Annotated in this window: 25 protein-coding genes; 9 read left to right on the forward strand and 16 right to left on the reverse strand. The window is 62.9% G+C overall.

Annotated features, from left to right (window positions below; all coding sequences use genetic code 11):
* Positions 1–37: 37 nt before the first annotated feature.
* The 6 genes from IB265_RS13900 to IB265_RS13925 form a co-directional block, all read right to left on the reverse strand.
* Complete coding sequence (locus IB265_RS13900; protein WP_057249177.1) at positions 38–739, reverse strand: ABC transporter permease; 702 nt, start codon at positions 737–739, stop codon at positions 38–40.
* Positions 739–1,452 carry an ABC transporter permease gene (locus IB265_RS13905; protein WP_057249178.1) on the reverse strand — a complete coding sequence of 238 codons (714 nt, stop codon included), beginning with the start codon at positions 1,450–1,452 and terminating at the stop codon, positions 739–741. Before IB265_RS13905 ends, IB265_RS13900 begins: the two co-directional genes overlap by 1 nt.
* Before the next feature lie 160 nt (positions 1,453–1,612).
* Positions 1,613–2,413 (reverse strand): transporter substrate-binding domain-containing protein, encoded by an 801-nt coding sequence (locus IB265_RS13910; RefSeq protein ID WP_057249179.1) that lies wholly within the window; start codon positions 2,411–2,413, stop codon positions 1,613–1,615.
* 29 nt (positions 2,414–2,442) lie between these two features.
* Entirely contained in the window at positions 2,443–3,246 is an 804-nt protein-coding gene (locus tag IB265_RS13915) for a dimethylarginine dimethylaminohydrolase family protein (RefSeq protein WP_057249180.1), read from the reverse strand.
* Between the two features lie 31 nt (positions 3,247–3,277).
* A complete protein-coding gene (ctlX, locus tag IB265_RS13920) occupies positions 3,278–4,249 on the reverse strand; it encodes a citrulline utilization hydrolase CtlX (protein ID WP_057249181.1) in 972 nt (323 codons plus the stop codon).
* A 1-nt stretch (position 4,250) separates the two neighbouring features.
* Positions 4,251–5,333 (reverse strand): ornithine cyclodeaminase, encoded by a 1,083-nt coding sequence (locus IB265_RS13925; protein WP_057249182.1) that lies wholly within the window; start codon positions 5,331–5,333, stop codon positions 4,251–4,253.
* Between the two features lie 92 nt (positions 5,334–5,425).
* Here IB265_RS13925 and IB265_RS13930 point away from each other — a divergent pair, with 92 nt between their 5' ends.
* The 4 genes from IB265_RS13930 to IB265_RS13945 all read left to right on the forward strand — a co-directional run bounded on the left by IB265_RS13930 (position 5,426) and on the right by IB265_RS13945 (position 8,343).
* Positions 5,426–5,851: an Lrp/AsnC family transcriptional regulator gene (locus tag IB265_RS13930; RefSeq protein WP_057249183.1), complete on the forward strand. Its 426-nt coding sequence runs from the start codon at positions 5,426–5,428 to the stop codon at positions 5,849–5,851.
* Positions 5,852–5,905: 54 nt separating this feature from the next.
* Positions 5,906–6,427 carry a hypothetical protein gene (locus tag IB265_RS13935; protein ID WP_057249184.1) on the forward strand — a complete coding sequence of 174 codons (522 nt, stop codon included), beginning with the start codon at positions 5,906–5,908 and terminating at the stop codon, positions 6,425–6,427.
* A 99-nt stretch (positions 6,428–6,526) separates the two neighbouring features.
* Positions 6,527–6,922 carry a MarR family winged helix-turn-helix transcriptional regulator gene (locus tag IB265_RS13940; RefSeq protein WP_057249273.1) on the forward strand — a complete coding sequence of 132 codons (396 nt, stop codon included), beginning with the start codon at positions 6,527–6,529 and terminating at the stop codon, positions 6,920–6,922.
* 125 nt (positions 6,923–7,047) lie between these two features.
* Positions 7,048–8,343, forward strand: coding sequence for an MFS transporter (locus tag IB265_RS13945; RefSeq protein ID WP_192494834.1), 1,296 nt, complete (start codon positions 7,048–7,050; stop codon positions 8,341–8,343).
* An 83-nt stretch (positions 8,344–8,426) separates the two neighbouring features.
* Here the strand turns inward: IB265_RS13945 and IB265_RS13950 are convergent, their stop codons facing one another.
* From IB265_RS13950 to IB265_RS13960, 3 genes are all read right to left on the reverse strand, one after another.
* Positions 8,427–8,855: an OsmC family protein gene (locus tag IB265_RS13950; RefSeq protein ID WP_057249185.1), complete on the reverse strand. Its 429-nt coding sequence runs from the start codon at positions 8,853–8,855 to the stop codon at positions 8,427–8,429.
* Between the two features lie 128 nt (positions 8,856–8,983).
* Positions 8,984–10,573, reverse strand: a complete 1,590-nt coding sequence (locus tag IB265_RS13955) for an ABC transporter substrate-binding protein (protein ID WP_192494835.1) — start codon at positions 10,571–10,573, stop codon at positions 8,984–8,986.
* Between the two features lie 10 nt (positions 10,574–10,583).
* The gene (locus tag IB265_RS13960; protein WP_057249186.1) at positions 10,584–11,264 is read right to left on the reverse strand and encodes a helix-turn-helix domain-containing protein; all 681 of its coding nucleotides are present in this window, start codon (positions 11,262–11,264) and stop codon (positions 10,584–10,586) included.
* Between the two features lie 196 nt (positions 11,265–11,460).
* Here IB265_RS13960 and IB265_RS13965 point away from each other — a divergent pair, with 196 nt between their 5' ends.
* The 5 genes from IB265_RS13965 to IB265_RS13985 all read left to right on the forward strand — a co-directional run bounded on the left by IB265_RS13965 (position 11,461) and on the right by IB265_RS13985 (position 15,524).
* Positions 11,461–12,453 carry an ABC transporter permease gene (locus IB265_RS13965; protein ID WP_210334511.1) on the forward strand — a complete coding sequence of 331 codons (993 nt, stop codon included), beginning with the start codon at positions 11,461–11,463 and terminating at the stop codon, positions 12,451–12,453.
* Positions 12,454–12,465: 12 nt separating this feature from the next.
* Complete coding sequence (locus IB265_RS13970; protein WP_057249188.1) at positions 12,466–13,371, forward strand: ABC transporter permease; 906 nt, start codon at positions 12,466–12,468, stop codon at positions 13,369–13,371.
* The gene (locus tag IB265_RS13975) at positions 13,371–14,204 is read left to right on the forward strand and encodes an ABC transporter ATP-binding protein (RefSeq protein WP_057249189.1); all 834 of its coding nucleotides are present in this window, start codon (positions 13,371–13,373) and stop codon (positions 14,202–14,204) included. Before IB265_RS13970 ends, IB265_RS13975 begins: the two co-directional genes overlap by 1 nt.
* The gene (locus IB265_RS13980; protein WP_057249276.1) at positions 14,201–14,941 is read left to right on the forward strand and encodes an ABC transporter ATP-binding protein; all 741 of its coding nucleotides are present in this window, start codon (positions 14,201–14,203) and stop codon (positions 14,939–14,941) included. The genes IB265_RS13975 and IB265_RS13980 overlap by 4 nt, the downstream gene beginning before the upstream one ends.
* A gap of 76 nt (positions 14,942–15,017) precedes the next feature.
* Entirely contained in the window at positions 15,018–15,524 is a 507-nt protein-coding gene (locus IB265_RS13985) for a GAF domain-containing protein (RefSeq protein ID WP_057249190.1), read from the forward strand.
* A gap of 44 nt (positions 15,525–15,568) precedes the next feature.
* Here the strand turns inward: IB265_RS13985 and IB265_RS13990 are convergent, their stop codons facing one another.
* The 7 genes from IB265_RS13990 to IB265_RS14020 form a co-directional block, all read right to left on the reverse strand.
* Complete coding sequence (locus IB265_RS13990; protein ID WP_192494836.1) at positions 15,569–16,660, reverse strand: ABC transporter ATP-binding protein; 1,092 nt, start codon at positions 16,658–16,660, stop codon at positions 15,569–15,571.
* 130 nt (positions 16,661–16,790) lie between these two features.
* A complete protein-coding gene (locus IB265_RS13995) occupies positions 16,791–18,245 on the reverse strand; it encodes an ABC transporter substrate-binding protein (protein WP_112996932.1) in 1,455 nt (484 codons plus the stop codon).
* A 41-nt stretch (positions 18,246–18,286) separates the two neighbouring features.
* Positions 18,287–19,315: a carbohydrate ABC transporter permease gene (locus tag IB265_RS14000; protein ID WP_057249192.1), complete on the reverse strand. Its 1,029-nt coding sequence runs from the start codon at positions 19,313–19,315 to the stop codon at positions 18,287–18,289.
* Positions 19,312–20,187 carry a carbohydrate ABC transporter permease gene (locus tag IB265_RS14005; RefSeq protein WP_057249193.1) on the reverse strand — a complete coding sequence of 292 codons (876 nt, stop codon included), beginning with the start codon at positions 20,185–20,187 and terminating at the stop codon, positions 19,312–19,314. Before IB265_RS14005 ends, IB265_RS14000 begins: the two co-directional genes overlap by 4 nt.
* Positions 20,184–21,116, reverse strand: coding sequence for a ribokinase (gene rbsK, locus IB265_RS14010; RefSeq protein ID WP_112996930.1), 933 nt, complete (start codon positions 21,114–21,116; stop codon positions 20,184–20,186). The genes IB265_RS14005 and rbsK overlap by 4 nt, the downstream gene beginning before the upstream one ends.
* A 105-nt stretch (positions 21,117–21,221) precedes the next feature.
* Positions 21,222–21,674, reverse strand: coding sequence for an RbsD/FucU family protein (locus IB265_RS14015; protein WP_057249195.1), 453 nt, complete (start codon positions 21,672–21,674; stop codon positions 21,222–21,224).
* Positions 21,675–21,809: 135 nt separating this feature from the next.
* Complete coding sequence (locus tag IB265_RS14020) at positions 21,810–24,194, reverse strand: aldehyde dehydrogenase family protein (protein WP_113132674.1); 2,385 nt, start codon at positions 24,192–24,194, stop codon at positions 21,810–21,812.
* Between the last annotated feature and the right edge of the window lies 1 nt (position 24,195).

Genomic DNA, 24,195 nt, shown 5'->3' on the forward strand with positions numbered 1-24,195 from the left:
GATCGTTCCTCTCGTCGCGCCCAGGCGCGCCTCCTCGTTATGCTTTCGCCGTGCGGTAGCGGGTGAGCCGCTTCTCGACGACGCCCATGACGCGCGTCAGGATGAAGACGACGGTGAAATAGATGATGCCGGCGGCAATCAGCGGTTCGAAGATCAACAGCGACTGGCGCTGCAACATACGGGCGGTGCCCATGACCTCGAGGATGGTGATGGTCGAGGCAAGCGACGTCGTCTTCAACAGGATGATCAGGTCGCCCGTCAGCACCGGCAGGCAGGATCGGAACGCCTGCGGCAGGGTGATGCGGCGAAGGATCATCGACGAGCGCATGCCGATCGACTTTGCCGCTTCGATCTGGCCTCGCGGGATCGCCTTGATCGCGCCGCGGATAACCTCGGCATTGTAGGAGGCCTGGTTGAGGCTGAGCGCAAAGATCGCGTACCACAGGCCGTCACGAAGATAGGGCCAGAGGAAGCTGTGGCGTACCCAGGTGCCGGGCAGGATTTGCCCGAGGCCATAGTAGATCAGGTAGATCTGTACCAGGAGCGGCGTGCCGCGGAATGCGAAGGTGAAGACATAGGCCGGGACCGAGAGCACGCGCCTGCCGGAAAGCCGGGCAAGCGCCACGAGAGTGCCGATGACCAGACCGAAGACGCCCGCCACCGCCGTCAAAAGCAGCGTCAGGGGGGTGGCCTTGATCAGCGCCGGCAGGAAGCCGATGACGTTGGAGATTGTTTCCATCAGTGGTGCCCCCGGTTGAGGCGGCGCTCGATCTGAGCAATCACCAGGACGGAAACGAGCGTGATCGCCAGAAACAGGATGGCCGTGAGGCCGTAGAAGAAGATGTACTGTTTGGTGCCGGCCGCAGCGCGGTAGCCGGTGTAGAGCAATTCGCTGAATGAGCCGAGCACGCTGATGATGGCGCTTTCCTTGGTGATCGACAGCCAGAGATTGCCCATGCCTGGAACCGCGTGGCGCATCATCTGCGGGAGGATAATGCGGGTGAAGACCTTGCGTCTCGGCATGCCGATCGAAACCGCCGCCTCGACCTGGCCGGGGGGCACGGAAAGGAAGGCGGAGCGCAGCACTTCAGTCATGAAGGCGCCGGAGACGAAAGCGAGTGCGATGATTGCTGCCCAGAACGAGCTGAACTGGAAGGTCTCGGCCACAAGGCCAAAGTGCTTCAACAGCCGCTCGGCACCGCTCGCGACGGAGAAATAGAGGAGCAGGATGACGAGCAGTTCGGGAAGCGAGCGAACGACGGTCGTATAGATCTCGGCAAGGAAGCGCGGGACGCGGTGCTTCGACAGTTTGCCGGCCGCACCGAGGAAGCCGAAGAGAACCGCAACCGCATAGGCGACCACGGACACCTGCAAGGTCATCACCAGGCCCCAGGCGAAATCGTCGCCCCAGCCCTCGCCGCCCCAGGCAAGCAATTGCCAGTAATAGTCCATCCGTCGTTACCTGTTCCCGATTGTCTCGTCAGCCCTCACGCCGCCCTCTGTCGGGCTGGATCGCTGTAGCGGTCGCTGCGAAGATGCCCCGGCGCTGCGGCCGGTTTGGCGATCGAGGGCGGCGCGAAACATAGGCCGCACGCCGCCCTTGAAAAGCGATTTACTTCTTGCCGAAGATCCACTTGTCGACGAGCTTCTGGGTCGTGCCGTCCTTCTCCAGAGCGGCAAGGCCGGCATTGACCTTTTCAAGCGTCGCCGCATCACCCTTGCGAACGGCATAGGCGACACCCTCACCGAGAACGGCATTCTTCGGGACCTCGACCTTGACCTCGTAGTCGGCGCCCTCAGGCGACTTCAGGAAGGTCTGGATGTAGAGGTCGGGGATCAACACGTAGTCGACGCGGCCGGCAATGAGGTCAGCGACCGAGTTGTCTGCCGTGTCATAACTCTTGGCTTCAGCACCAGTCAGGTACTTGGCAACATAGGCCGACTGTACGCTGGACGTCTGCACACCGATGATCTTGCCCTCGACGCTTGCCGGATCGATGATCTTGCCGGAACCGTCTGCCGCATCGATCGTCTTGATCTCGCTCGTGTCAGCCTTGGCGCCGACGAAGGAGGTGCCTTCGGTGTAATAGGGCGTCGAGAAGTCGACGACCTGGCGACGCTCGTCGGTGATCGAGAAGGCGCCGATGATGAAATCGACCTTGTTTTCCTTCATCGACGGGATCAAGCCGTCCCAGGCCATCTGGTTGATGTCGCACTTGACGGCCATCTTTTCGCAGAGTGCGCGGGAGAGATCGGCTTCAAGACCCTCCCATTGGCCGCCGGCGTTCACTTGGGTGAAAGGCATGTAGGGCTCCGGCGTCATGCCGAGCCGCAGCGTGTCCTCGGCCAATGCGCTGCCAACAGCCATGGAAAGGGCGATCCCTGCGAACAGGGCGGTCTTCAACGTCTTCATTTTGTTTCCTCCTCGGGGATTGCGACGGATCAGAGCGTGTTGCTGAACCAGCGCAGCGACATGCAGGACAGGCCCGCGTCGATCTTGCCGATCTCCGTCGTCTTCATGGGCACGACCTTGTAGCCGAGCTTGTCGAGCATCTCGATCGTGCGCGGGAAATCGGAGCCGACCATCACGACGTCATTGACGCGCAGCGCATTGGCCGCCGGCTCTTCACCTTCGGGAATGATCACCTGCTTGAAGCGCTGGAAGGCGCCGGATTTGGCAAGACGCGCAGTTGAAAGCACGGTCTCGTCGTCGAGCAGCGAGCAATCGGTCTTGAAGTGCAAAACACCTTCTGGGGTCGCGACGATCTCGCTCTTGCGGCCGAGCTTGGCAAGGCAGGCCTGCAACGCTTCGGCGCCGACCTTGTTGGTGCGGGCCGAAAGGCCGATCATCACGCTTTCGCGGGTCGTCAGCACGTCGCCGCCATCGGCAAAGCCGTTGCCCGGCAGGTCAAGCACGGTCTCGAACATGGCGCGGAGCGTCGGCTCGATCTCGGGCGTTTCCTTGACGCGGGTCTCGGCGCCCGGGCGCAGGAGGATCGCGCCTTCGGTGAAGACCAGCGCCGGATCCTCGACGAAGATCGAATCCGGGAAGGCTTCGAGCGCCGGCAGCACCGTCACTTTGACGCCCGCGTCCTTCATCGCCGCGATATAGGCGTCGTGCTCGGCCTTCACACCTTCGAAGGTGGGGTTGCCGCGATCGTCGGCGCGCAGGCCATTGACGACCGATTTGGACGGCGTGCGGACGATGATGTTGTTGAACTGGTAGACGGGGCGTGACTGCGACATTTGTAGGACCTTTGGCTTGGATGAGGTGCTTCTATCGATCGGATGTAGCGGCGTAAAGCTTTTGCGTACCGGCCGGTTCTCTTCGTGACAAATGAACGCCGGCGAGCATGCAGCGCACGGAACCGCCGGCAAGCTCGATCGTCGGCACGTCGAAGGCGAGCACGCGGGCGGAGACTTCGAGCGCCTTGATCTGATCGGGGCGGAGCGAGGCGAGCGCGCGGGCCGACATGACCACGACGCGACCGTCCGCACCGTCGAGCTCGATGGCGTTGCCGGCGAAGTTTTCAATCTGCTCAAGCGTCAGGTCGATCACCTGGCGTCCGGTTTCCTCCAGCCGGGCGCAGATTTCCTGGCGGCGCGCAACATCGGGGATCATGCTCGCACCAATGAGGGCGAATTCGGTGCCGATGCACATCAAAACGTTGGTGTGATAGATCGAGTTGCCCAGGCGGTCGACGGCGCCAAAGATCATCGGCTCGAAGTTGAAGTGGGTGCAGAAACGCTCCAGCGCCACTTCATTGGTGCGGTTGGAGCGCGCGGCATAGGCGACGCGACCAATATGGTCGAGCACCATGGCGCCGGTGCCTTCGAGATAGACGCCGTCCTTTTCGAGACCGGAATAGTCGATCACGTCCTGGACGCGATACTCGTTCTTCAGCATCTCGATGATGTCGGAGCGGCGTTCGCTCTGGCGGCTTTCCGAATACATCGGATAGATCGCCACATGGCCGCCGGAATGGGTCGAGAACCAGTTGTTCGGGAAGACGGAGTCGGGACGCGTCGTCGTTTCATCCTCAAAGAGGTGCACGGCAACGCCGGCACCGGCGAGCCCGTCAGCCATGCGGCTGACTTCATCGTAAGCGGCCTTGGCGATCGCCGACGGCTGGCGTGCCGCGTCGGTCGCCTGGAAGGCGTTGTCCTCGGCCGTCATCGGGTTCGGGCCGAAATGGTGCGGACGGATCATCACGACGCCCTTCGGCGCCTGTACGGACAGTCTCTTCATTTCAGGCAGCGCTCCGCTCGGACGGGGCCGCCGGCTGCTGCCGGAAAAGGCCGTAGAGATCGCGCGGGTGCTCCGGCTGCGTCGTCAGGTCGAGTTCGGTGTAGAACGCCGTGCCCTGGATCTTGTCGCGCAGGAAGCGCAGTGCCGAGAAGTCTTCGGTGGCAAAACCGACGGAATCGAAGATGGTGATCTGACCGTTGCTGCGGCGGCCTTCGGCCTCGCCGGCAATCACCTGCCAGAGTTCGGTCACTGGGAAATCCGGCGCCATCTGCTGGATCTCGCCTTCGATGCGGGTCTGCTCCGGATATTCGACGAAGACGTCGGCGCGGCGCAGGATATCGCCCTGCAGTTCGGTCTTGCCGGGGCAATCGCCGCCGACCGCATTGATGTGCACGCCGGCGCCGACCATATTGTCGGAGAGGATCGTGGCGTTGCGCTTGTCGGCCGTGACCGTCGTGATGATGTCAGCGCCGGCAACGGCCTCTTCCGCCGTCGCGGCCACGACGATGTCGAAATCCATGTCGGCGAGGTTGTTGCAGAACTTCTCGGCGGCTTCGGCGTCGATGTCGAAGACCTGCAGCCGCTTGACGCCGAGCAGGGCACGGAAGGCAAGCGCCTGGAATTCAGACTGGGCGCCGAGGCCGATGATTGCCATCGAGCGGGCGTCGGGGCGAGCGAGGTACTTTGCGGCGAGCGCCGAGGTGGCCGCCGTGCGCAGACCGGTCATGATCGTCATTTCGGAGACGAGGCAGGGATAGCCGGTGCTGACATCGGAGAGAACACCGAAGGCTGTCACCGTCTGCAGGCCGACATTGGGATTCTTCGGGTGGCCGTTGACATATTTGAAGCCGTAATGCTCGCCGTCCGAGGTCGGCATCAGCTCGATGACGCCGGTCTTCGAGTGGCTCGCGAGCCGCGGCGTTTTCTCGAATGCGTTCCACCGGCGGAAATCATCCTCGATGTATTCCGCAAGACCCACAAGGAACGTCTCAATGCCGATCGATTTGACCAGCTCGATTACGTTGCCGACACCGACATACTGAACCACGTTTAAAACTCCATCGGAGAAATTCGATGAAGTCAGCCTAGGCTTGCAAGAAGTGAGTTGAAATTTTAAACTTGCGCAAAATTGGCGGACATATTGAGCAATTTGCGTAATCGTAATATACAGTTTTCATGCATATCTTTGATGACCTCGATCACCAGCTCATCTCGCTATTGCGAGAAGACGGGCGCGCCCCCTACTCCAAGATCGCGACGGTGCTCGGCATCTCCCGGGCGACGGTGCAGACACGCATCGACCGATTGCTGGAAAGCGGTGCGGTACTCGGCTTCACGCTGCGCGTGCGGCAGGATTACGACGATCGCGCCATCCGTGCGATTATGATGATCGAGGTCAGCGGCCGCAACACCACCAAGGTGATCAAATACCTGCGCGGCCTGCCCGAGCTTTACGCGCTGCATACGACCAATGGCGGCTGGGATCTGGTCGCCGAAATCCGCGCCAACAGCCTCAGCGATTTCGACCGCATCCTGCGCGAAGTGCGCGACGTCGATGGCGTATCGAACAGCGAAACGAGCATTCTGCTCAGCACCGTCTGATCCCCCACCATCACAAGCGCGCCGCCCGCGCGCCATTCAAGACCGGTAAGACCCATGAGCCATATTCCCCAGATCGACTACGACAGCGCTTCCGACGAAATCCGCGCCGCCCATGACGAAGAGGTGCGCGTGCGCGGACGCATGACCAACATGAAACGCACGCTTTTGCATTCTCCGGTAGCGCACCGGATCTACGCCGAATGGTTCACGCTGCGCGAGGAATTGCGCCCGGCGTTGAACGACAGTGAGATCTGGTTTCTGTCGCACGCGATTTCCGAGGCCATGCGATCGCCGATCGCCATGGGCTTCTTTCGCCGCGCCTTCGCAAATGCCGGCATCGACTTCCATACCGTTACGCCCACCGAAGACGAGCAGCGGCTGATCGCCTTCGGCCGCGCCATCGTCGCCGATAGCAATGCCGTTCCGGACGCGATCTGGACAGGCCTCAAGGCGCGCTACGATGCCAAGGCGCTGGTCGATCTCGTCGCCTTCTCGGGCATCATGGTGGCGACTGCGCTTTTCAACAACGTCGTCGAGGTCGAATTCGACAAGGAACTGGAACCGTTCGTCGACTGAGATCCAGGACCTGAACGGCGCCGCGATCGCTCACTGCCTGGCACGAGATAGCTCGCCGTGACGCTTGACTTGACCAGTTTGCGTGTATATACACGTATCATGTCTCGTTGCTACTGTGCCCTTTTACGCAAAGCCACCCGGAGAGTGACGTCGGTCTACGACGACGCGCTGCAACCGATCGGTCTCAACCTCGCCCAGTTCAGTTTGCTTCGGCACATCGCGCGCGATGAGCCGATCTCGATGACCGAGCTTGGCCGCAAGATCGAACTCGAACGCTCGACGGTCAGCCGCAACGTCAAGGTGCTGGAGGGCATGGGGCTGGCGGCAACCGGAAGCGGGAAAGATCAGAGGGAGGCCATTGTTGAACTTACGGAAAACGGCCACCGGATTCTCGTTGACGGCGCGCCGCTCTGGCAGGCCGCACAGGACAAGATCGAGGTACGATTGGGGACGGACGCGGCCGCCCAGCTAGAGGAATTGCTGCTGGCGCTCTAGGCAAACTGGCTTGCCAATGAACCGGTAACAAACTGCCAAACAACCATTCAACCTGCGAAATGCGCTCCGAAAGCCCGCGCAGCGCCTTCGCACACCCCGAAAACACGGACGAAAGGAAGTCGACTATGCTCGGTCCGGCGCTTGCGCGTTATCTAGCCAAACGCAATATCCATTACGGCTGGGCTGTGGCCGCCGTCACCTTCCTGGTCATGCTGTCGACTGCGGGAGCGATGGGCTCGGCCGGCGTGCTGATCAAGCCGCTTGAAACCGAGTTCGGCTGGTCGAATGCCCAGATCTCGCTGGCGCTGGCGATCCGCCTTTGCCTGTTCGGTCTGCTCGGACCGTTCGCAGCATCGTTCATGAACCACTTCGGGGTACGCCCGGTCGTTTCCGCGGCGCTGGTCCTGATCATCGCCGGCATCGCCGCCTCCTTCTACATGACGGAGCTCTGGCACCTGGTCGCGATCTGGGGCGTGGTGCTGGGCGTCGGCACCGGCATGACGGCGCTGGTTCTCGGCGCGACGGTCGCGACACGCTGGTTCGACAAGCGACGCGGGCTCGTCGTGGGGCTGATGACTGCCAGCAACGCCACGGGGCAGCTGGTGTTCCTGCCGCTGCTCGCGTCTCTCACGGAAACGATCGGCTGGCGCTCGGCACTGACGCTGATCATCGTCATCCTCATGGCAGCCTTCACACTGGTCCTGTTGCTGATGCAGGATCGCCCTGGTGATCTCGGCCTCGCGCCCTTCGGCTCGAAACAGATGGTGCCGGCACCACCGAAGGCAAAGAGCTTCGGGGCTCTGCTGATGGCACCGATCAGGGCGCTTTCCGATGCCGCGAAGACCAACACCTTCTGGGTGTTGTTCGCCACCTTCTTCGTCTGCGGTTTCAGCACCAACGGCCTGATCCAGACCCATTGGGTTTCGATCTGCGGTGATGTGGGTATTGCCGCCGTCGCCGCGGCCAGCCTCCTGGCGCTGATCGGCGTGTTCGATCTCATCGGGACCGTCGGCTCCGGCTGGCTGTCGGATCGCTACGACAACCGCTGGCTGCTCTTCTGGTTCTACGGTCTGCGCGGCCTTTCGCTGATGTTCCTGCCGCTCAGCGGCTTCAACATCTACACGCTGTCAATCTTCGCGATCTTCTACGGCCTGGATTGGGTCGCGACGGTTCCGCCGACCGTGAAGCTCTCAGCCGAACGCTTCGGCCCGGAACGGGCCAGCCTCGTCTTCGGCTGGGTTTTTACCGGCCATCAGCTCGGGGCAGCCAGTGCGACCTTCCTTGCCGGGGCGAGCCGGACGTCGCTCGAAACCTACACGCCGGCGCTGATCGCCGCCGGCATGCTCTGCATCGTCGCGGCAATGCTGGTCCTGACAATCGGTCGGCGCCAGCCGGAAGCGCTGGTGCCGCAGCCAGCCTGAGTTCTTCCCCATAGTTGTGCGCAAAAAGGGCGGGCTGCCGGTGGCAGCCCGCCCTTGATGTTTAGGCCTGAGGTCGATGACCGTCAGTGCCTGAACTCAGTCACGAACTCCGGATTGCCGCGAATGGTGTTGCTGACAGTGCAGATCTCATTTTCGGCGGCTTCCGCGATCGCATGACGGACCGCATCGTCGAAATCGCCCTTGATGTCGAAGACGATGTTGAACTTGGCGACGCGGGAGGGTTCGTCATGGGCCTTCTCGCCGGTCACCTTGGCACTTACCTCCGTCAACCGGTCGAGCACGCCGTAGCGGCTGGCTGCGATGCGGGCGCTCAAGACCAGGCAGCTTGCGAGCGAGGCGTAAAGCAGATCGAGCGGGCCGTAACCCGCCTGCGACGGGCCGGTAACGATATCGAGTTCGCCGCCGGTCACCGAAGTCACATGCGGAAAGCCGGTTCTGCCGACCACGGCCGTCGCACCGGTTTCACGCGTTCTCACTTTCACATCCGCCATCTCGCAAACCTTCCCAGAATTCTCGGAACCGACACCATCGTTGTCGGCAGAAACACGTCGCCCCGGGCCGCAAGGCCCAGGGCGTTGATATGTGCGCCTTTGAAGAACGGCGCAAGAGCGACGCTCGATCAGTTCTTCTTCACCAGGCGGTAGAACACGAAGTCCGACGTCGCGCCGTTGACGTAGCCCTCGACCTTGTCCTTCATCGCGACCTGGGTCGCTGCCTGGAACATGATCACGATCGGCGACTTTTCCTGCACCTTGCGCTGCAGGTCGACATAGAGCGCATCGCGCTTGGCCGGATCGGCTTCCTTGAGCGCTGCCTTGGTCGCTTCGTTGAGTTCCGCCGGCACGGCCCAGCCGTTACGCCAGGTGGTCGTCGACTGATACTTGTCGTCGGCATTGTCTTCGTTATAGGCGAAGGCCTTGGCGTTCGAATGGGGGTCCATGAAGTCGGGCCCCCAATAGAGCAGCATGGCTTCGTGGGTGCGCGCACGGTACTTGGTGATCACCTGGCTGCCGGTGCCCGGGATGATCTCGAAGTTGATGCCGGCTTCGGCGAACGAAGCCTGCAGCGACTGTGCCATGTCGGTAAACGGCGTCGAGTTGATGACGTCGAGGGTTACCTTGATCGGCGTCTTGATTCCGGCGTCGGCGAGGATCTTCTTCGCCTTTTCGACATCGTAGCTGTGGGGCGTTTCATCGAGCGAGCCAGGGAAGCCCTTCGGCCAGAAGGCCTGGTGAACTTCCATCTGGCCCTTGAGGAAGCTGTCGGTCATGCCCTTGTAGTCGACGAGGTAGCGGGCAGCTTCCCAGACGGCTTCCGGCTGCAGGGCTGTGTTCTTCTGGTTGAAGGACAGGAAGTGCACGGCGGCCTGGGGGTAGGATTCGACCTTCATGCCGTCCTTGCCTTCGAGACCCGAAACCTGGTCCGGCGTCAGGTTCTTGGCCATGTCGACGTCGCCGGTCTGCAGCATCAGCTGCTGCGTTGCAGCTTCGGCCACGTGACGGATGATCACGCCCTTGATTGCCGGAGCGCCACCGAAATAGTTCGGGTTGCTCTGCAGGTTCAGGAGCTCGCCGGCGCGGAAGGCCTTGAGCACGAAGGGACCGGTGCCGGCCGAATTGGCCTTGAGCCACGCATTGCCGAAGTCGCCATCGGCTTCGTTGGCCTTGACGGTTTCCGCGTCGACCACCGAAGCCGGGCGGGCGGCAAGAACGTTCAGAACGAAGGCCGACGAGAAGTCGCCTTCATACTTGATCGTGACCTTGTTGCCGTCGGCGGTCACCATCTTGTCGATGTTCTCAGGCGTCCAGCCGAGCTGCGTCAGGATGAAGGCCGGGGCCTTGTTGAGAACGACGACGCGCTTGAAGGAATAGACGACGTCTTCGCCGCGCAGCGGGTTGCCGGACGTGAAGGTGACACCATCACGCAGCGTGAAGTTGATCGTCTTGGCGGCATCGTCGGCCGTCCATTCGGAGGCGAGACCCGGCGCCAGCTTCTTCACGTCGGGCGCATCGTACTGCACCAGGCGGTCATAGGTCTGGGTGACGTATTCGCCCGAAGAAAACTCGTAGGCTTCGGCCGGGTCGATGCTGACGATGTCGTCGATGTTCTGCGCCACGACCAGCACTTCCGCCGGCGTTTCGGCGAGCGCCGCCGGCGATACGCTCATCATCAGGGACGCCGCGAACACCGCGGCCTTGAACATTCTCATCATCATTCTCCTATTTTCGATGAGGCTTGGTTTTTGTCATCGCCGGCTTCAGCGCCTTTTGCGGCGCGCCGGTCTCGTTGGATTGCGATGCCCGCAAGCGGAAGAGCGGCAGCGTGCCGGTCCAGATCAGCCGCACGGGCTTGTCGGTCTTGTTCCACCAAAAGTGAGGCTGGATGCCGCGGAAATGCAGGCCGTCGCCCGGGGAAAGCGTGGTCTCGTCGCCGTCGAGCCCGAACAGGATCTCCCCTTCGAGCATGTAGACAAGCTCCTCGCCCTCATGACTGAAGACCTCGGAACGGTGTCCCGGCGGAATGGTGATGACGAAGCTCGAAAGCTGGTTGCCGGCAAAATCGGCGCCGATCCGCTCATAGGAAACCGGCGAGCCGCCGACCGAAAACACCATGCGCCCCTCGGCGCGCGAGAGGCCGGTATCGATCGCCGGGGCGAGGATGAAGTGGTTGAGCTCGGCGCCGAGCCCCTGGGCAATCTGGGCCAGCGTGCCAAGCGAGGGCATGGCGAGATCGCGCTCGATCTGGCTGAGATAACCGACGGAAACGCCCGCCGCATCGCTCAGCGCCTGCAGCGTCATATGCATCTGCCGCCGGCGCGCGCGCACCAGCGCGCCCACCTTCGGCTGCCCTGCCCCGGTGCTTTTCCCGGACGTGGCTTCGTCATCCGACGGAACGCTCACGCTCTCCTCCCCCAGTAAAATTTTTTTGATTTAAGCAAACTTATTTATATACTCCAAGCGAATTTTTGCGGTATCGACAGGACAGACCGCAAGCGAAGAGGGATGGAATCGCCACGTGGCAAATGACAGCACCACAGCAGCAACGCCGGTACGCCGCGCCTCCAGACCTAGCCGGAGCCGGCAGCGCCTTACCTCATTGGCGGGCTTCCTGGTTACGCTCGCGATAACCTTCCTTGGCCTGCTCGCGATCACCTTCTTCATCGGCCGCATCGTGCCGATCGACCCGGTTCTCGCTGTCGTCGGCGACCGCGCGCCCGTTGCGGTCTATGAGCGCGTCCGCCAGGAAATGGGGCTCGACCAGCCGCTGATCACTCAGTTCGTCAGCTATGTCGGCGATGTCGCCACCGGCAATTTTGGCACCTCGGTTTCCACCGGCAAGCCGGTTATCGAAGACCTTGCCCGCGTCTTTCCGGCGACGCTCGAAATGGCGACACTCGGCATCATTCTCGGCGTGCTGATCGGCGTCCCACTCGGCGTTTTTGCAGCCGCCCGCCGCGGCTCGTGGCTCGATCAGGGCATCCGCGTCGTCGGCCTGCTCGGCTATTCGGTGCCCGCCTTCTGGCTCGGCCTTGTCGGTCTCGCCGTCTTCTATGCACGGTTGAATTGGGTCGGCGGTCCGGGACGCGTCGATATCTTCTATGACGGCATGGTTTCTCCCATCACAGGGCTGATCCTCATCGACAGCATCATCGTCGGCGAATGGGAGATCTTCCGCAACGCCGTGTGGCACCTGATCCTTCCGGCCTCCTGCCTCGGCTTTTTCTCGCTTGCCTATATCGCCCGCATGACCCGCTCCTTCATGCTCGACCAGTTGAGCCAGGAATATGTCACCACCGCGCGGGTCAAGGGCGTGCCGGAGCGCCTCGTCATCTGGCGCCACGCCTTCCGGCCGATCCGCGTGCCGCTGATCACCGTCATCGGCCTTTCCTATGCCGGCCTGCTCGAAGGCTCCGTCATGATCGAGACGATCTTCTCCTGGCCGGGCATCGGCAACTACCTGACCGTCGCCCTGCTCAACGCCGACATGTCGGCGGTGCTCGGCTCGACCCTCGTCATCGGTGCGGTCTTCATCGGCATCAACAAGATTTCGGACGTGCTCTATCGCGTGCTCGATCCGCGTGCACGCTAAGAGGAGGCGGACATGACCACACTTCGCGACTGGCTGATCGACGACAGCCCCGCCTCGCCGATGCAGGCCCGCCTCGGACGTTTCTACCGCATCTTCGGCGCGCTGATGCGCAATCCGCTTGCCGTCGTCGGCGCTATCATCATCCTGGCCCTGGTGTTGACCGCTCTGTTCGCGCCTTGGCTCGCCACCCATGATCCGCTGCGCCAATCGCTCGGCGAACGCCTGCTGCCGCCGAGTGCCGCCCACTGGATGGGAACCGACGAGCTCGGTCGCGACATCTGGTCCCGCGTCGTCTACGGTGCACGCATCACGCTCGCCATCGTCACGCTCGTTGCCGTGCTCGCAGCCCCCGCCGGCCTGGTGATCGGCGTTGCCGCCGGCTATTTCGGCGGCTGGGTCGATCGCATCCTCATGGGCATCACCGACATCTTCCTGTCGCTGCCGAAGCTCATTCTGGCGCTCGCCTTCGTCGCGGCCCTCGGCCCCGGCATCGAAAATGCGATCATCGCCATCGCCATCACCTCCTGGCCGGGCTACGCCCGTGTCGCCCGGGCAGAAACTCTGACCTTCAAGAACTCCGAGTTCATTTCGGCGGTGCGGCTACTCGGCGCTTCGAGCCTGCGCGTCAATCTCGGCCACGTGCTGCCGCTCTGCACCTCGTCGATGATTGTCCGCGTCACGCTCGACATGGCCGGCATCATCCTGACGGCCGCCGGCCTCGGCTTCATCGGTCTTGGCGCCCAGCCGCCGCTTCCCGAATGGGGCGCGATGATCTCGCGTGGCCGTTCGTTCATTCTCGACCAGTGGTGGGTCGCAACCATGCCGGGCTTTGCCATCATTCTCGTCAGCCTCGGCTTCTGCTTCCTGGGCGATGGTCTGCGCGACGTGCTGGACCCGAAGAGTGGGGAGCAGCGTTGATGAGCAATCTTCTCGAAATCGAAAACCTGCGCGTCACCTTCCCGACCCCCCGTGGCGACCTCGAAGTGGTACGCGGCATCTCCTTCACGCTCGGCCGCGAGCGCCTCGGCATCGTTGGCGAGAGCGGCTCGGGCAAGTCGATGACCGGCCGCTCGATCCTGCAGCTCATCCGGGCGCCGGGTCGCGTCACCGCCGACAAGCTCGTCTTCGACGGCATCGACCTTCTGAAGCAATCCGAACGGCAGATGCGCGCCATTCGCGGCGCCCGCATCTCCATGGTGATGCAGGACCCGAAGTTCTCGCTGAATCCGGTCATGACCATCGGCGAGCAGATCGCCGAGGCACTGTTGACGCACCAGAAGCTGCCACGCCGCGAGGTCAACAGCCGCATGCTCGCCATGCTGGAATCGGTGCGCATCGCCGATCCGGAACGCGTCGCCAAGCTCTATCCGCACGAAGTCTCCGGCGGCATGGGCCAGCGGGTGATGATCGCGATGATGCTGATCCCGGAGCCGGACCTCTTGATTGCCGACGAGCCGACTTCAGCGCTCGACGTCTCTGTCCAGGCCCAGGTGCTCGACATCATCGACGAACTGGTGAAGCGCAAGGGCATGGGGCTGATCTTCATCAGCCACGACCTGAACCTCGTCTCCAGCTATTGCGACCGCATCCTCGTCATGAACACCGGCGAGGTGGTTGAGGAATGCAAGGCCGGCGAACTGATGGCGGCCAAGCACCCCTATACGCGCGGGCTCATCGCCTCGATCCCGCGCCTCGACGAAACACGGGACGAGCTGCCGGTGCTCGACCGCAGCGCATGGGCCAAGGCATGACCGCGCTCTCTCTCAAGAACCTCGACATCTCCTATGGTGATGTGCAGATCACCCACGACGTCAATCTCGACATCGCCGACGGCGAGAGCTTTGCCCTCGTCGGCGAAAGCGGCTCGGGTAAATCAACCGTGCTGAAGGCCATCGCCGGTCTGGCGCCGGAATGGTCAGGAGAAATCACGGTGCTCGGCTCGCCCCGCGGCCACGGCATCGACCGCGCCTTCTCGCGCCAGTGCCAGATGGTGTTCCAGGATCCATACGGTTCGCTGCACCCACGCAAGACGGTCGACGCCACACTCGGCGAAGCGCTGACGATCCATGGCATCGGCGACCGCAATGCGCGGATCGAGGAGGTGATGGCCTCGGTCGGTCTCGACCGCAAGTTCCGCTTCCGCTTCCCGCATCAGCTTTCGGGCGGCCAGCGCCAGCGTGTGGCGATCGCTCGTGCGCTGATGCTGAAGCCGAAGGTGCTGCTGCTCGACGAGCCGACCTCGGCGCTCGACGTGTCGGTCCAGGCTGAAATCCTCAATCTGTTGAAGCGCCTGCGGCGCGAGCAGAACCTCACCTTCCTGATGGTCACCCACAACCTGGCCGTTGTCTCCTTCCTCTGCGATCGCCTCGCCGTCATGCGGCAGGGTCGCATCGTCGAAGTGGCCGATGTCGCCGATCTCAAGCGCGGAGATCTCAAGGAACCCTATTCGCGCGAGCTGATGCAGATCAGCGCCGCGCATGCCAACTAGAGCGGGACACGGAAAATTTGGGTGGTTTCTCGCCCATGTTCCGCTCTACAAAATCGCGTAACTCCAAGGACATAGCATGAACAGTGAACAGATCGCTGCCGCACTGGCGGAATTCGACGCGGCCATTGCCAAGACCACCGATGCCGACGCGGTATGGACCGCGCTGCAGACGCTTTGCCGCCAGGTGATCGGCGCCAAGCTTTTCACCATCATGACCGTCGACATGGTCAATGAAGTCGCCCGTCGCGCCTACACCTCGCACCCCGAGGAATACCCGACCTCGGGCACCAAACCGATCCGCTACGACAGCTGGTTCGACATCGTGCACAAGGCGCACCAGACCTTTGTCGCCAACACCATCGTCGACATCTCGAAGGTTTTCGGCGACCACGAGACCATCTGGTCGCTTGGCTGCGGCTCGGTCGCCAACATCCCGGTCGTGGTCGGCGGCGAGCTGCTCGGCACCGTCAACTGCCTCGACGTCGAGCATCACTACACGGCCGAACGCGTGGCGCTCTCCAAGCATCTGGAAATGCCGGCGAAACTCGCCTTCCTCGCCGCCGCGCGCGCCGAGCAGAAGTAACAAGACTGGCCGAAGGCGTCAGCGCCTTCGGCCCCCCTTGCCGGTCAGCGGCCGATCGCTTTGCCAGTTTCCTTCAGAAAGAAGTGTATCTTCGCCGCCTCGATCGGCACCTCGATCTGGTCATCTGGGCCGATGCGTGACGCAGCGTGAACCTGCGCCGTGAAGGCGGCTTGGCCCACCTTGCCGAGCGCCAGCGTGTGAGGCCCAAGCGGCTCGACGTCGCGCACCGTCAGCTTCACGGTTGGCGCTCCAGCGTCCGCGGCCATCGTATGTTCCGGGCGGATGCCAAGCACGACGTCCTTGCCGACAAAGGCACCAAGCCTTTCCACGCGGCTCTCCGGAACCGCAATAGCAACATCGCCTTCCGCCCTGAATGTGAGCCCGCCATCGCCGCGCTCGAGCCGGCCCTCGATGAAATTCATGCTGGGCGCGCCGATGAAGGCGGCGACGAAGAGATTGGCCGGCGCTTCGTAAAGCGTAATCGGATCGGCCGCCTGTTCGATGCGGCCCTGGTTCATGACGACGACGCGGTCGGCCATGGTCATCGCTTCCACCTGGTCGTGCGTGACGTAAACGGCCGTTGTCTGAAGACGCCGATGCAACAGTTTGATTTCGGTGCGCATTTCGATGCGCAGCTTGGCATCCAGATTTGACAGCGGCTCGTCGAAGAGGAAGACATCGGGCTGGCGCACGATCGCTCGGCCGATCGCCACGCGCTGGCGCTGGCCGCCGGAAAGTGCGCTCGGCTTGCGAGCAAGGTATGCACCGAGATTGAGAATTCGCGCCGCGTCTGCGACCGCCTTGTCGATCTCGGCCTTGGGCGTGCCCCGCACCTTCATGCCGTAGCCGATGTTTTCGGCGACCGTCATGTGCGGATAGAGCGCGTAGTTCTGAAACACCATCGAGCAATTGCGCAGGCCCGGCCGCAGCTCCGTGACGTCGCGGTCGCCGATATTGATCGAACCCGACGACGCCGTTTCGAGGCCGGCAATCATCCGAAGGGTCGTCGTCTTGCCGCAACCGGACGGCCCGACGAGCACGACGAATTCGCGATCGGCGATCTGAAGATCGAGCGGTGGAATGACGGTGACGTTCCCGAAGGACTTGGTGATCTGCTCCAGTCGGACCTGTGACATGCGGAAGCCTTTGCTGCTGACGGTACCCGGCGCGTGGCGTCCGGGACATTGAGTGGACGATCCGAACAAGACCGACCACCGGTATCAAAAGGCCCGCCCCGATTGCCTCGGGGCGGGCCCTCGGTTGCCTTTATTCCTGGGGCAGCCCCATCGATGCGCGATAGGCGGCAAGCTGCTTGTCACGGCCGAATTCGTCGGTCAGCTTGTTCCACTGCTCGGCGACGCTATCGAGCGCCTGTTGCGGCGTCACTTCGCCGGCAAGCGCCTTGGAGAGTTCGATCTCCAGCACTTCCGTGTAGGAGAAGTAGCCGGGCAGGCGCATGTCGAGCGCGATGTTCTTGGCGGTCACCGCGTCCTTCTGTGCGCCGAGATATTCCTTCGCTTCGCGCTCGGAGAAGATCTTCGACCAGAGATCGAGGTTCGTCGTGTGCGAGATGCGATAGGGGTTGACCCCGGTGCCGCCGGTGATTGCCGCCTGGCCGGAGACGGCCGGGCTCGTCAGATACTGGATATAGTTCCAGGCCGCTTCCTGCTTCGTCGATGTCGCTGGAACCGCCGCCTGCCAGCCGCCGAAGGCCATGAACGAGGTCTGGACGACATGGTCGAACTTGTCCCACTTCTTGGTCTTGTAATTCCAGATCTCGTCCGATCCCGGCAATGGCGCCGAGCCGACATTGCCCGCGACCTTAGACTGCTTCGGGTCCGCGCCGATGACGCCGGTATCGCCCCAGCCGATCGATTCCGCCACTTGCCCGCCGGCGAAGGCGGCGTTCACTTCACCGAAGGAGAAGTTCAGCGCGTTCGGCGGCGCGAGTTTCGAGGCGCGTATGTACTCCTCGAGGCCACGAACCCAGCCGGGATTGTTGACCTGGGCGTCCATCGTCTCCGGATTGAAGAACATGGCGCCGGGATTGTCCGGGTGGCTGGTATATCCGGCAACGTGGCTGAACAGGAACCAGAACTGCTGGCCGCCGCGACGGAAGGCTTCGGCCGTACCCCAGAGGTTGTTGGTCGGCTGGTTGAAGTATTCGGCGATGTCGAGATATTGCTTCCAGGTCTTCGGCGGCGCCAGGTCGTAGCCGTACTTCGCCTTGAACGCCTTCTGGTTGTCGGCGTTCTCAAAGAGATCGATGCGGTAGCTGTAGGTGTGGGCGTCGCCGTCCATCGTCTGGGACAGCACCTTGCCGTTCCAGACCATCAGCTGTTCGCGATAGACAGGCGCGATATCCTCCCAATCGGCGCCCTTGCGCATGTCGGCCGGCATTTCCGACAGGAAGTCGGTGAAATCAGGCGCCCAGGCAGGCGCAAAGGCAATCACGTCGAACGCGTCTTCACCAGAGGTCAGCGACGTCACGATCTTCGGGTAGAGTTCCGACCACGGAAACTCGACGACCTTGACCTTGCCGCAGGTCTTTTCCTCCCAGCCTTTGGCCGCGAGTTGCAGCGCCGAGGCGATATAGGGGCCGGTCTGTGTCGTTGCCGTCAGCTCGACGCCGGTGTAGTCCGGTTCGCAGGCAAGCGCCGTTCCCGCGCTCCCCATCGCGAGTGCGCCGAGAGATGCAGATGCCAGTAGCAATTTCCTCATTCTATCCTCCCTGTGAATGAATACATGCCAAAGTGGTTGGTTTACTTGATCGCTCCGAGTAGCAGGCCGGAGCGCATGAGCCGGCTCAAAAGCCCGGCCATGACCATCATCGGGATGATGGCAACGAGAGCGGCAGCGGAGATCGCCCACCATTCATCGCCGCGCTGGCTATTCTGGCCGGCGACGAGGATCGGCAGCGTCTGCCATTTGGAATTGGTCAGGAACAGCGCGAAGAGAAACTCGTTCCAGACGAAGGCGAGCGTGATCATGAAGGTGGCGATCAGCCCCGGCTTCGACATCGGCAGCACGATGCCGAAGAAGATCCGCCAGGACGGCACGTTGTCGACCATCGCCGCTTCCTCGACTTCGACCGGCAGCGCCTCGAAGAAGTCGCGCATCAGCCAGATGACGATCGGCAGCGAGAAGGCGATGTAGGCGAAGGTCAGGCCGATGTAGCTGTCGACCAGCTTGAAGCCGAGTTTGCCCATCTCCGTGTACATCAGGTAGAGCGCGAAAGCGGCGACGATCGGCGGGAACATGCGCTGACTGACGAACCAGAAAACGATGTCGTTGTTGCCGAGTTCCGGCCCAGGCAGACGAAAGCGGCTCGAGATCACCGCAAGCGCAAGCGCTGCGACAAAGGCGTAGATTAGCGAAATCCCCTGGCCGTAGCCAAGCACATGGCGCCCGACAAGGAAGCCGCCGAAGGCGATCGCCACGAAGATTAGCGCCGAGAGCAGACGGAAGCGGAAGGTGAAGCGCACCAGCGCATAGGCCGCCATGGCGCCAATGAATGTCGCGGCGATCGATGCCGAAAGACCGATGATCGTCGACGCCAGGAAGGTGTTGAAAAACTGACCGCGCTGGCCCGACAGTAGCTCGCTCCAGGCTGTCAGGCTCGGCTCGAAGTCGACGAAAGGCAGATAGGTCGGGCCGCCGACGACGGCGATCGGCGTCTTGAACGAGGTGATCAGCACCCAGTAGAGCGGAAAGAAGGTGATGGCGAGCCAGACGAGGCAGCCGCCGAGCGCCAGCCAGCGCCGTTTTCCCTTGAGAGTGCGCACGCTCATTTGTGCTTCTCCAGATAGGGCTTGAGGATCGCGAGATAGACGAGGCCGATCACGGTGATGACGATCAGGAACAGGAAGGAGAGCGCCGACGTGTAGCCGAGATTGAACTTCTTGAAGCCTTCCTGATAGGCAAAGAGCGTCAGCGTCTCGGTCGAAATCCCCGGCCCGCCGCCGGTCATGACGAAGACCGTGTCGATGATCTTGTAGCTCTCGATCAGGCGGATGAAGACGACGGCGACCGAGATCGGCAACAGCATCGGAAAGGTGATGTCGCGAAACTGCTGCCAGGGCGTGGCGTTTTCGAGCGCGGCTGCCTCGTAGACATCATCCGGCAGGGTCTGCAACCCGGCAAGCAGCATGAGGATGACGAACGGCGTCCACTGCCAGACCTCGACGGCGATGATCGAGCCGAGCGCCCAGCTCGTCTGCGTGAGGAAAGGCAGATTGGGAAATCCGAGCGCAGTCATCAGCTCGTTGAGCGGCCCCATCGTCGGATTGAGCACCTGGCGGGCAATCAGCGCGACGGCAACCGGTGCCACCAGCATCGGCAACAGGAAACTCACGCGGAAGATCCCCTCGCCCGGAACCCGCGAATTCAGTGCCAGCGCCACCGAGAGACCGATCACATATTGCAGCCCGACGGAGATGAAGGCGATCAGCGTCGTCGTGCCTGCCACATGCCAGAAGCGCGGGTTTTGCAGGAGGTCGATGTAGTTGCCGAAGCCGACGAAACGCGCCGGCGTCGGCGGCACGAGCCGCATGCTCATGAAGCTGGTCGTCAGCGAATAGACGAGCGGAAAGATCGAGATCAAAAGGACGATGAGGAGCGCCGGCCAGATGAAGAAGTGCTTGATCGGGTCGTTGCGCGTCATGCGGCCGCCCCTCTCGCCAGAAGCGCCTCGATCTCGCCAAGCGTCGGCATGGCGGGCGCCGTGCCGCGGCGGGTAACCGCGATGCCGGCCGTCGCGCAACCGAAGCGCACGGCCTCAACCGGCGCGAGATCCCGCGCCAGCGCTGCAGAGAAGCCGCCGACAAAAGCATCCCCTGCCCCGGTCGTGTCGATCACCGGCCCGCTGGCGATCGCCGGCACCAGCACCGACTGCTCGTGGTTGTGATAGAGCACGCCGCGTTCGCCGAGCGTGATCAGCGCCGTTCCGGCACCCTTCTTCAGCAGCACGTCACCAGCGCGACGAATGTCGTCCTCGGAGGACAACGAAAAGCCGACGATGGCTGCCGCCTCGGTTTCGTTCGGCACGAGATAGTCGCAGAGCGGATAGATTGCGTCCGGGAAGGGTTCGGCCGGAGCCGGATTGAAGACGGTGGTGACGCCGGCGGCGCGCGCGATCTCGAGCGCGCGCTGAGCTGCCGCGACCGGCTGCTCCAATTGGGTCACGAAGATGCGCGACGCCTCTATCGTTTCCCGAGCGGCTTCGACGTCATCGACTCCGATCGAGCCTGCAGCACCCGGATAGACGATAATGGCGTTTTCGCCGTTCTGGTCGTTGACGTAGATGAAGGCAGCCCCCGTCGGCAGATCGTCCATCTGCACGATCTTCGGCGTCACGCCGGCTTCGGCATAGGTGCGCAGCGCCATCTCGCCGAAGGTGTCGCGGCCTAGCTTCGAAATGAAGGAAACCGGGCTGCCGGCTCGGGCGCAGGCAACCGCCTGGTTCGAGCCCTTGCCGCCTGGTCCGACGGAAAAGCCGCTGCCGGTAATCGTTTCACCGACAACCGGCATGCGCCGCGCCAGATAGGCCGTATCGGCCACGAAGATACCCAGGATCGAAACACCAACCTTCATTCAAGCCTCCCCCTGCGACCGCACCGCAGGAACGGCGTGCCCAGGCAATCTCTCGCGATTTCATGTGTCGTCTAACACTGCGCGGCGATCGCGCAGGCGGTTCGCTTAGGTCTTGGGCGGGATCACGCCCTTGGTGAAGAGGAAGCAGCCGTAGAACCGCGTTTCACCCGTGGTGATCACGCAATAGGCCTTTTTTGCTTCCTCGTAGAACTTGAAGCGCTCGATGCCGTACATCGGCGCCGGTCTTCCCTCGGCGCTATCGATCACGGCCTGGACCTCCTGCTGCACCGGCAAGACTTCGTCGGGCGCACCCATGACCTCCATGCGGCCTGCGGAAGGCTGCAGCGGCGTATCGAGCGGCAGCACGGAAAGCACCGCTTCGACCGCACGCGCCGCCGAGACATTGTCGATCCGCAGCAGCGTGCCGAGCGTCGTCTTGCGGGCGATAGAGTCGGACGGGAAATTGGTGTCGGATATGACCAGCGTGTCCCCGTGCCCCATGGATCTGAGTGCATGCAGCACATCAGCGTTCAGAGCCGGGTCGATATTCTTCAGCATACAGTCCTCCTCCAGGCGCCATGCCGTCGCAGCCGCGCCATATGCGTTTCCGCTCTCGGGAGAAACGCGTCTCCCCAACTGTTCAAATGTCCATCGCGCAAGCCGGCTCCCCCCGCCTCGCGCATGGCGGGTCCCTTACTCGCCGTAGGGGATCCAGATGTTCTTGACGTCGGTCGCGCGACGCAGATAGGCCGGGCCCTCCGCCGCATCGCGATCGAGCCAGTTCGTCGCCTTGCCGTAGTCGACGAAGGTACGCTTCAGGTTACCGGCCGAAAGCATCTCGACCTGCGTCGATAGCTCCGGCGTACCGAAGGCCCAGAGGGCATCGACGTCGTTGTGGCTTGCGAGCGTCTTTGCCAGCTCAAGCGCCGAACCGGTGACGATGTTGACCACGCCGGCCGGAACGTCAGACGTTTCCAGAACCGTGTAGAAATCGGTCGCAGCCAAGGGATGCGGCTCGCTCGGGACGACGACGACGCGGTTGCCGACGGCAATCAGCGGCGCTACGAGGCTGACCATGCCGAGAAGCGGCGCTTCCGGCGGGCAGATGACGCCGACGACGCCGATGGCTTCGGGCATGGCGAGCGCGACGCCGCGCAGCGGCGGCTGGTGAATGGCACCTTCGTACTTGTCCGCCCAGGCGCCGTAGGTGAAGAGGCGCGCGATCGAGGCCTCGACCTCCGCCTTGGCGTTGGCGGCCGAGGCACCGGTCATGTCAGCGATGCGGTCGGCGAACTCATCGGCGCGACCGCTGAGGTTTTCGGCGATGTAATAGAGGATCTGGGCGCGGTTGTGCGTCGTTGCCGAGGACCAGACGGATGCCGCCTGCGCCGCGACGACGGCGTTGCGGATATCCTTGCGATTGCCCTCGCCGACCTCGCCGAGCACCTTGCCCTTGGGCGAAAGAACGTTGCGATTGTAATTGCCGTCCGGCCGCGCCTGCTTGCCGCCGATGTAGAGTTTGGCAGTGCGGTCGACGGTCGGCATGGCAAACTCGCCAGCGACCGGCTTCAGCGTCGGTTCGGCAACCGCCGCCCTGAGCTTGCGGCCGAGCCATGCCTTGGGCTTCAGATATTCATAGCAGCCTTCGCGACCGCCCTCGCGGCCGAAGCCGGACTCGCGCTTGCCGCCGAAACCGGCGGACGCGTCGAAGAGATTGGTGGCGTTGACCCAGACGACGCCGGCAGCAAGCTTCGCCGCAACATGCAACGCCAGACCGATGGTCTCGCTCCAGACGCTGGCGGCAAGGCCGTAGCGCGTGTGGTTGGCCAGCTGGATCGCCTCTTCCGGCGTGCGGAAGGTCATCGAGACGGCGACGGGGCCGAAGATCTCTTCGGTCGCGACGATCGAGGTCGGCTGCACGCCGGTCAGCAAGGTCGGCGGATAGAAGCTGCCACCCTTCGGCAGTTCGATCGACGGCTGGTGCAGGGCTGCTCCTTCGGCGACGCCCTTGGCGACCAGGCTTTCAATGCGCTGCAACTGCACCGGCGCGACGATTGCCGCCATGTCGATCGCCTTGTCGAGCGGGTGACCGACGCGCAACGTCTGCATGCGGCGCTTCAGGCGTTCGTAAAAGAGCGGTGCCACGCCTTCCTGCACGAGGATGCGCGAACCGGCGCAGCAGACCTGGCCCTGGTTGAACCAGATGGCATCGACAACCCCTTCGACGGCACCGTCGATATCTGCATCGTCAAAGACGATGAAGGGCGACTTGCCGCCGAGTTCGAGCGTCAGCGACTTGCCGGTGCCGGCCGTACGCTCGCGGATGAGGCGGCCGACCTCGGTCGAGCCGGTAAAGGCGATCTTGTCGATATCCGAATGCTCGACGATCAGCGCGCCGGTCTCGCCTTCGCCGGTCACGACGTTGAGCACACCGGCCGGCAGACCGGCAGCGGCAGCAAGTTCAGCGAAGAGCAACGCCGTTAGCGGCGTGAATTCCGCCGGCTTCAGGATGACGGTATTGCCGAGCGCCAGAGCCGGCGCGACCTTCCAGGCGAGCATCAGGAACGGGAAGTTCCAGGGGATGACCTGGCCGACGACGCCGACCGGCACCTGGTCGGCAAATTCGGTTTCCTGCAGCTGCGCCCAGCCGGCGTGATGATAAAAGTGGCGGGCGGCAAGCGGGATATCGATGTCGCGGGTTTCGCGGATCGGCTTGCCGTTGTCGATCGCCTCAACCACCGCGATCAGACGCGCATGGCGCTGGATCATGCGGGCGAGCGCATAGAGATGGCGGGCGCGGGCATGGCCCGGCAGCTTCGCCCAGGGCCCTTGCGCCTTGCGGGCGGCGGCAACGGCGTCGTCGACGTCCTTGGAACCGCCGAGCGCGATTTTCGCCAAAAGCTTGCCGGTTGCCGGCTCGTTCGTCTCGAAGGTCTTGCCGGAAGCAGACGCGACAAAGGCGCCGTTGATGAAGTGGCCGAATTCGCCCTTGTGGCGTGCCAGCCACTGGCGGGCTTCCGTGTCGGCTTCGGGCGCTGGACCATAGGACATTTCGTCAAAAAACCTTGCGACAGTCATC

It is taken from the genome of Ensifer sp. ENS10 (assembly GCF_014852025.1).
GTDB lineage: Bacteria > Pseudomonadota > Alphaproteobacteria > Rhizobiales > Rhizobiaceae > Ensifer.

Bases quoted from the DNA above. Each gene is read 5' to 3' on its own strand.
- IB265_RS13900 (WP_057249177.1), bottom strand. From the start codon at position 739: ATGGAAACAATCTCCAACGTCATCGGCTTCCTGCCGGCGCTGATCAAG.
- IB265_RS13905 (WP_057249178.1), bottom strand. From the start codon at position 1,452: ATGGACTATTACTGGCAATTGCTTGCCTGGGGCGGCGAGGGCTGGGGC.
- IB265_RS13910 (WP_057249179.1), bottom strand. From the start codon at position 2,413: ATGAAGACGTTGAAGACCGCCCTGTTCGCAGGGATCGCCCTTTCCATG.
- IB265_RS13915 (WP_057249180.1), bottom strand. From the start codon at position 3,246: ATGTCGCAGTCACGCCCCGTCTACCAGTTCAACAACATCATCGTCCGC.
- ctlX (WP_057249181.1), bottom strand. From the start codon at position 4,249: ATGAAGAGACTGTCCGTACAGGCGCCGAAGGGCGTCGTGATGATCCGT.
- IB265_RS13930 (WP_057249183.1), top strand. From the start codon at position 5,426: ATGCATATCTTTGATGACCTCGATCACCAGCTCATCTCGCTATTGCGA.
- IB265_RS13935 (WP_057249184.1), top strand. From the start codon at position 5,906: ATGAGCCATATTCCCCAGATCGACTACGACAGCGCTTCCGACGAAATC.
- IB265_RS13940 (WP_057249273.1), top strand. From the start codon at position 6,527: ATGTCTCGTTGCTACTGTGCCCTTTTACGCAAAGCCACCCGGAGAGTG.
- IB265_RS13945 (WP_192494834.1), top strand. From the start codon at position 7,048: ATGCTCGGTCCGGCGCTTGCGCGTTATCTAGCCAAACGCAATATCCAT.
- IB265_RS13950 (WP_057249185.1), bottom strand. From the start codon at position 8,855: ATGGCGGATGTGAAAGTGAGAACGCGTGAAACCGGTGCGACGGCCGTG.
- IB265_RS13955 (WP_192494835.1), bottom strand. From the start codon at position 10,573: ATGAGAATGTTCAAGGCCGCGGTGTTCGCGGCGTCCCTGATGATGAGC.
- IB265_RS13970 (WP_057249188.1), top strand. From the start codon at position 12,466: ATGACCACACTTCGCGACTGGCTGATCGACGACAGCCCCGCCTCGCCG.
- IB265_RS13975 (WP_057249189.1), top strand. From the start codon at position 13,371: ATGAGCAATCTTCTCGAAATCGAAAACCTGCGCGTCACCTTCCCGACC.
- IB265_RS13980 (WP_057249276.1), top strand. From the start codon at position 14,201: ATGACCGCGCTCTCTCTCAAGAACCTCGACATCTCCTATGGTGATGTG.
- IB265_RS13985 (WP_057249190.1), top strand. From the start codon at position 15,018: ATGAACAGTGAACAGATCGCTGCCGCACTGGCGGAATTCGACGCGGCC.
- IB265_RS13990 (WP_192494836.1), bottom strand. From the start codon at position 16,660: ATGTCACAGGTCCGACTGGAGCAGATCACCAAGTCCTTCGGGAACGTC.
- IB265_RS13995 (WP_112996932.1), bottom strand. From the start codon at position 18,245: ATGAGGAAATTGCTACTGGCATCTGCATCTCTCGGCGCACTCGCGATG.
- IB265_RS14000 (WP_057249192.1), bottom strand. From the start codon at position 19,315: ATGAGCGTGCGCACTCTCAAGGGAAAACGGCGCTGGCTGGCGCTCGGC.
- IB265_RS14005 (WP_057249193.1), bottom strand. From the start codon at position 20,187: ATGACGCGCAACGACCCGATCAAGCACTTCTTCATCTGGCCGGCGCTC.
- rbsK (WP_112996930.1), bottom strand. From the start codon at position 21,116: ATGAAGGTTGGTGTTTCGATCCTGGGTATCTTCGTGGCCGATACGGCC.
- IB265_RS14015 (WP_057249195.1), bottom strand. From the start codon at position 21,674: ATGCTGAAGAATATCGACCCGGCTCTGAACGCTGATGTGCTGCATGCA.
- IB265_RS14020 (WP_113132674.1), bottom strand. From the start codon at position 24,194: ATGACTGTCGCAAGGTTTTTTGACGAAATGTCCTATGGTCCAGCGCCC.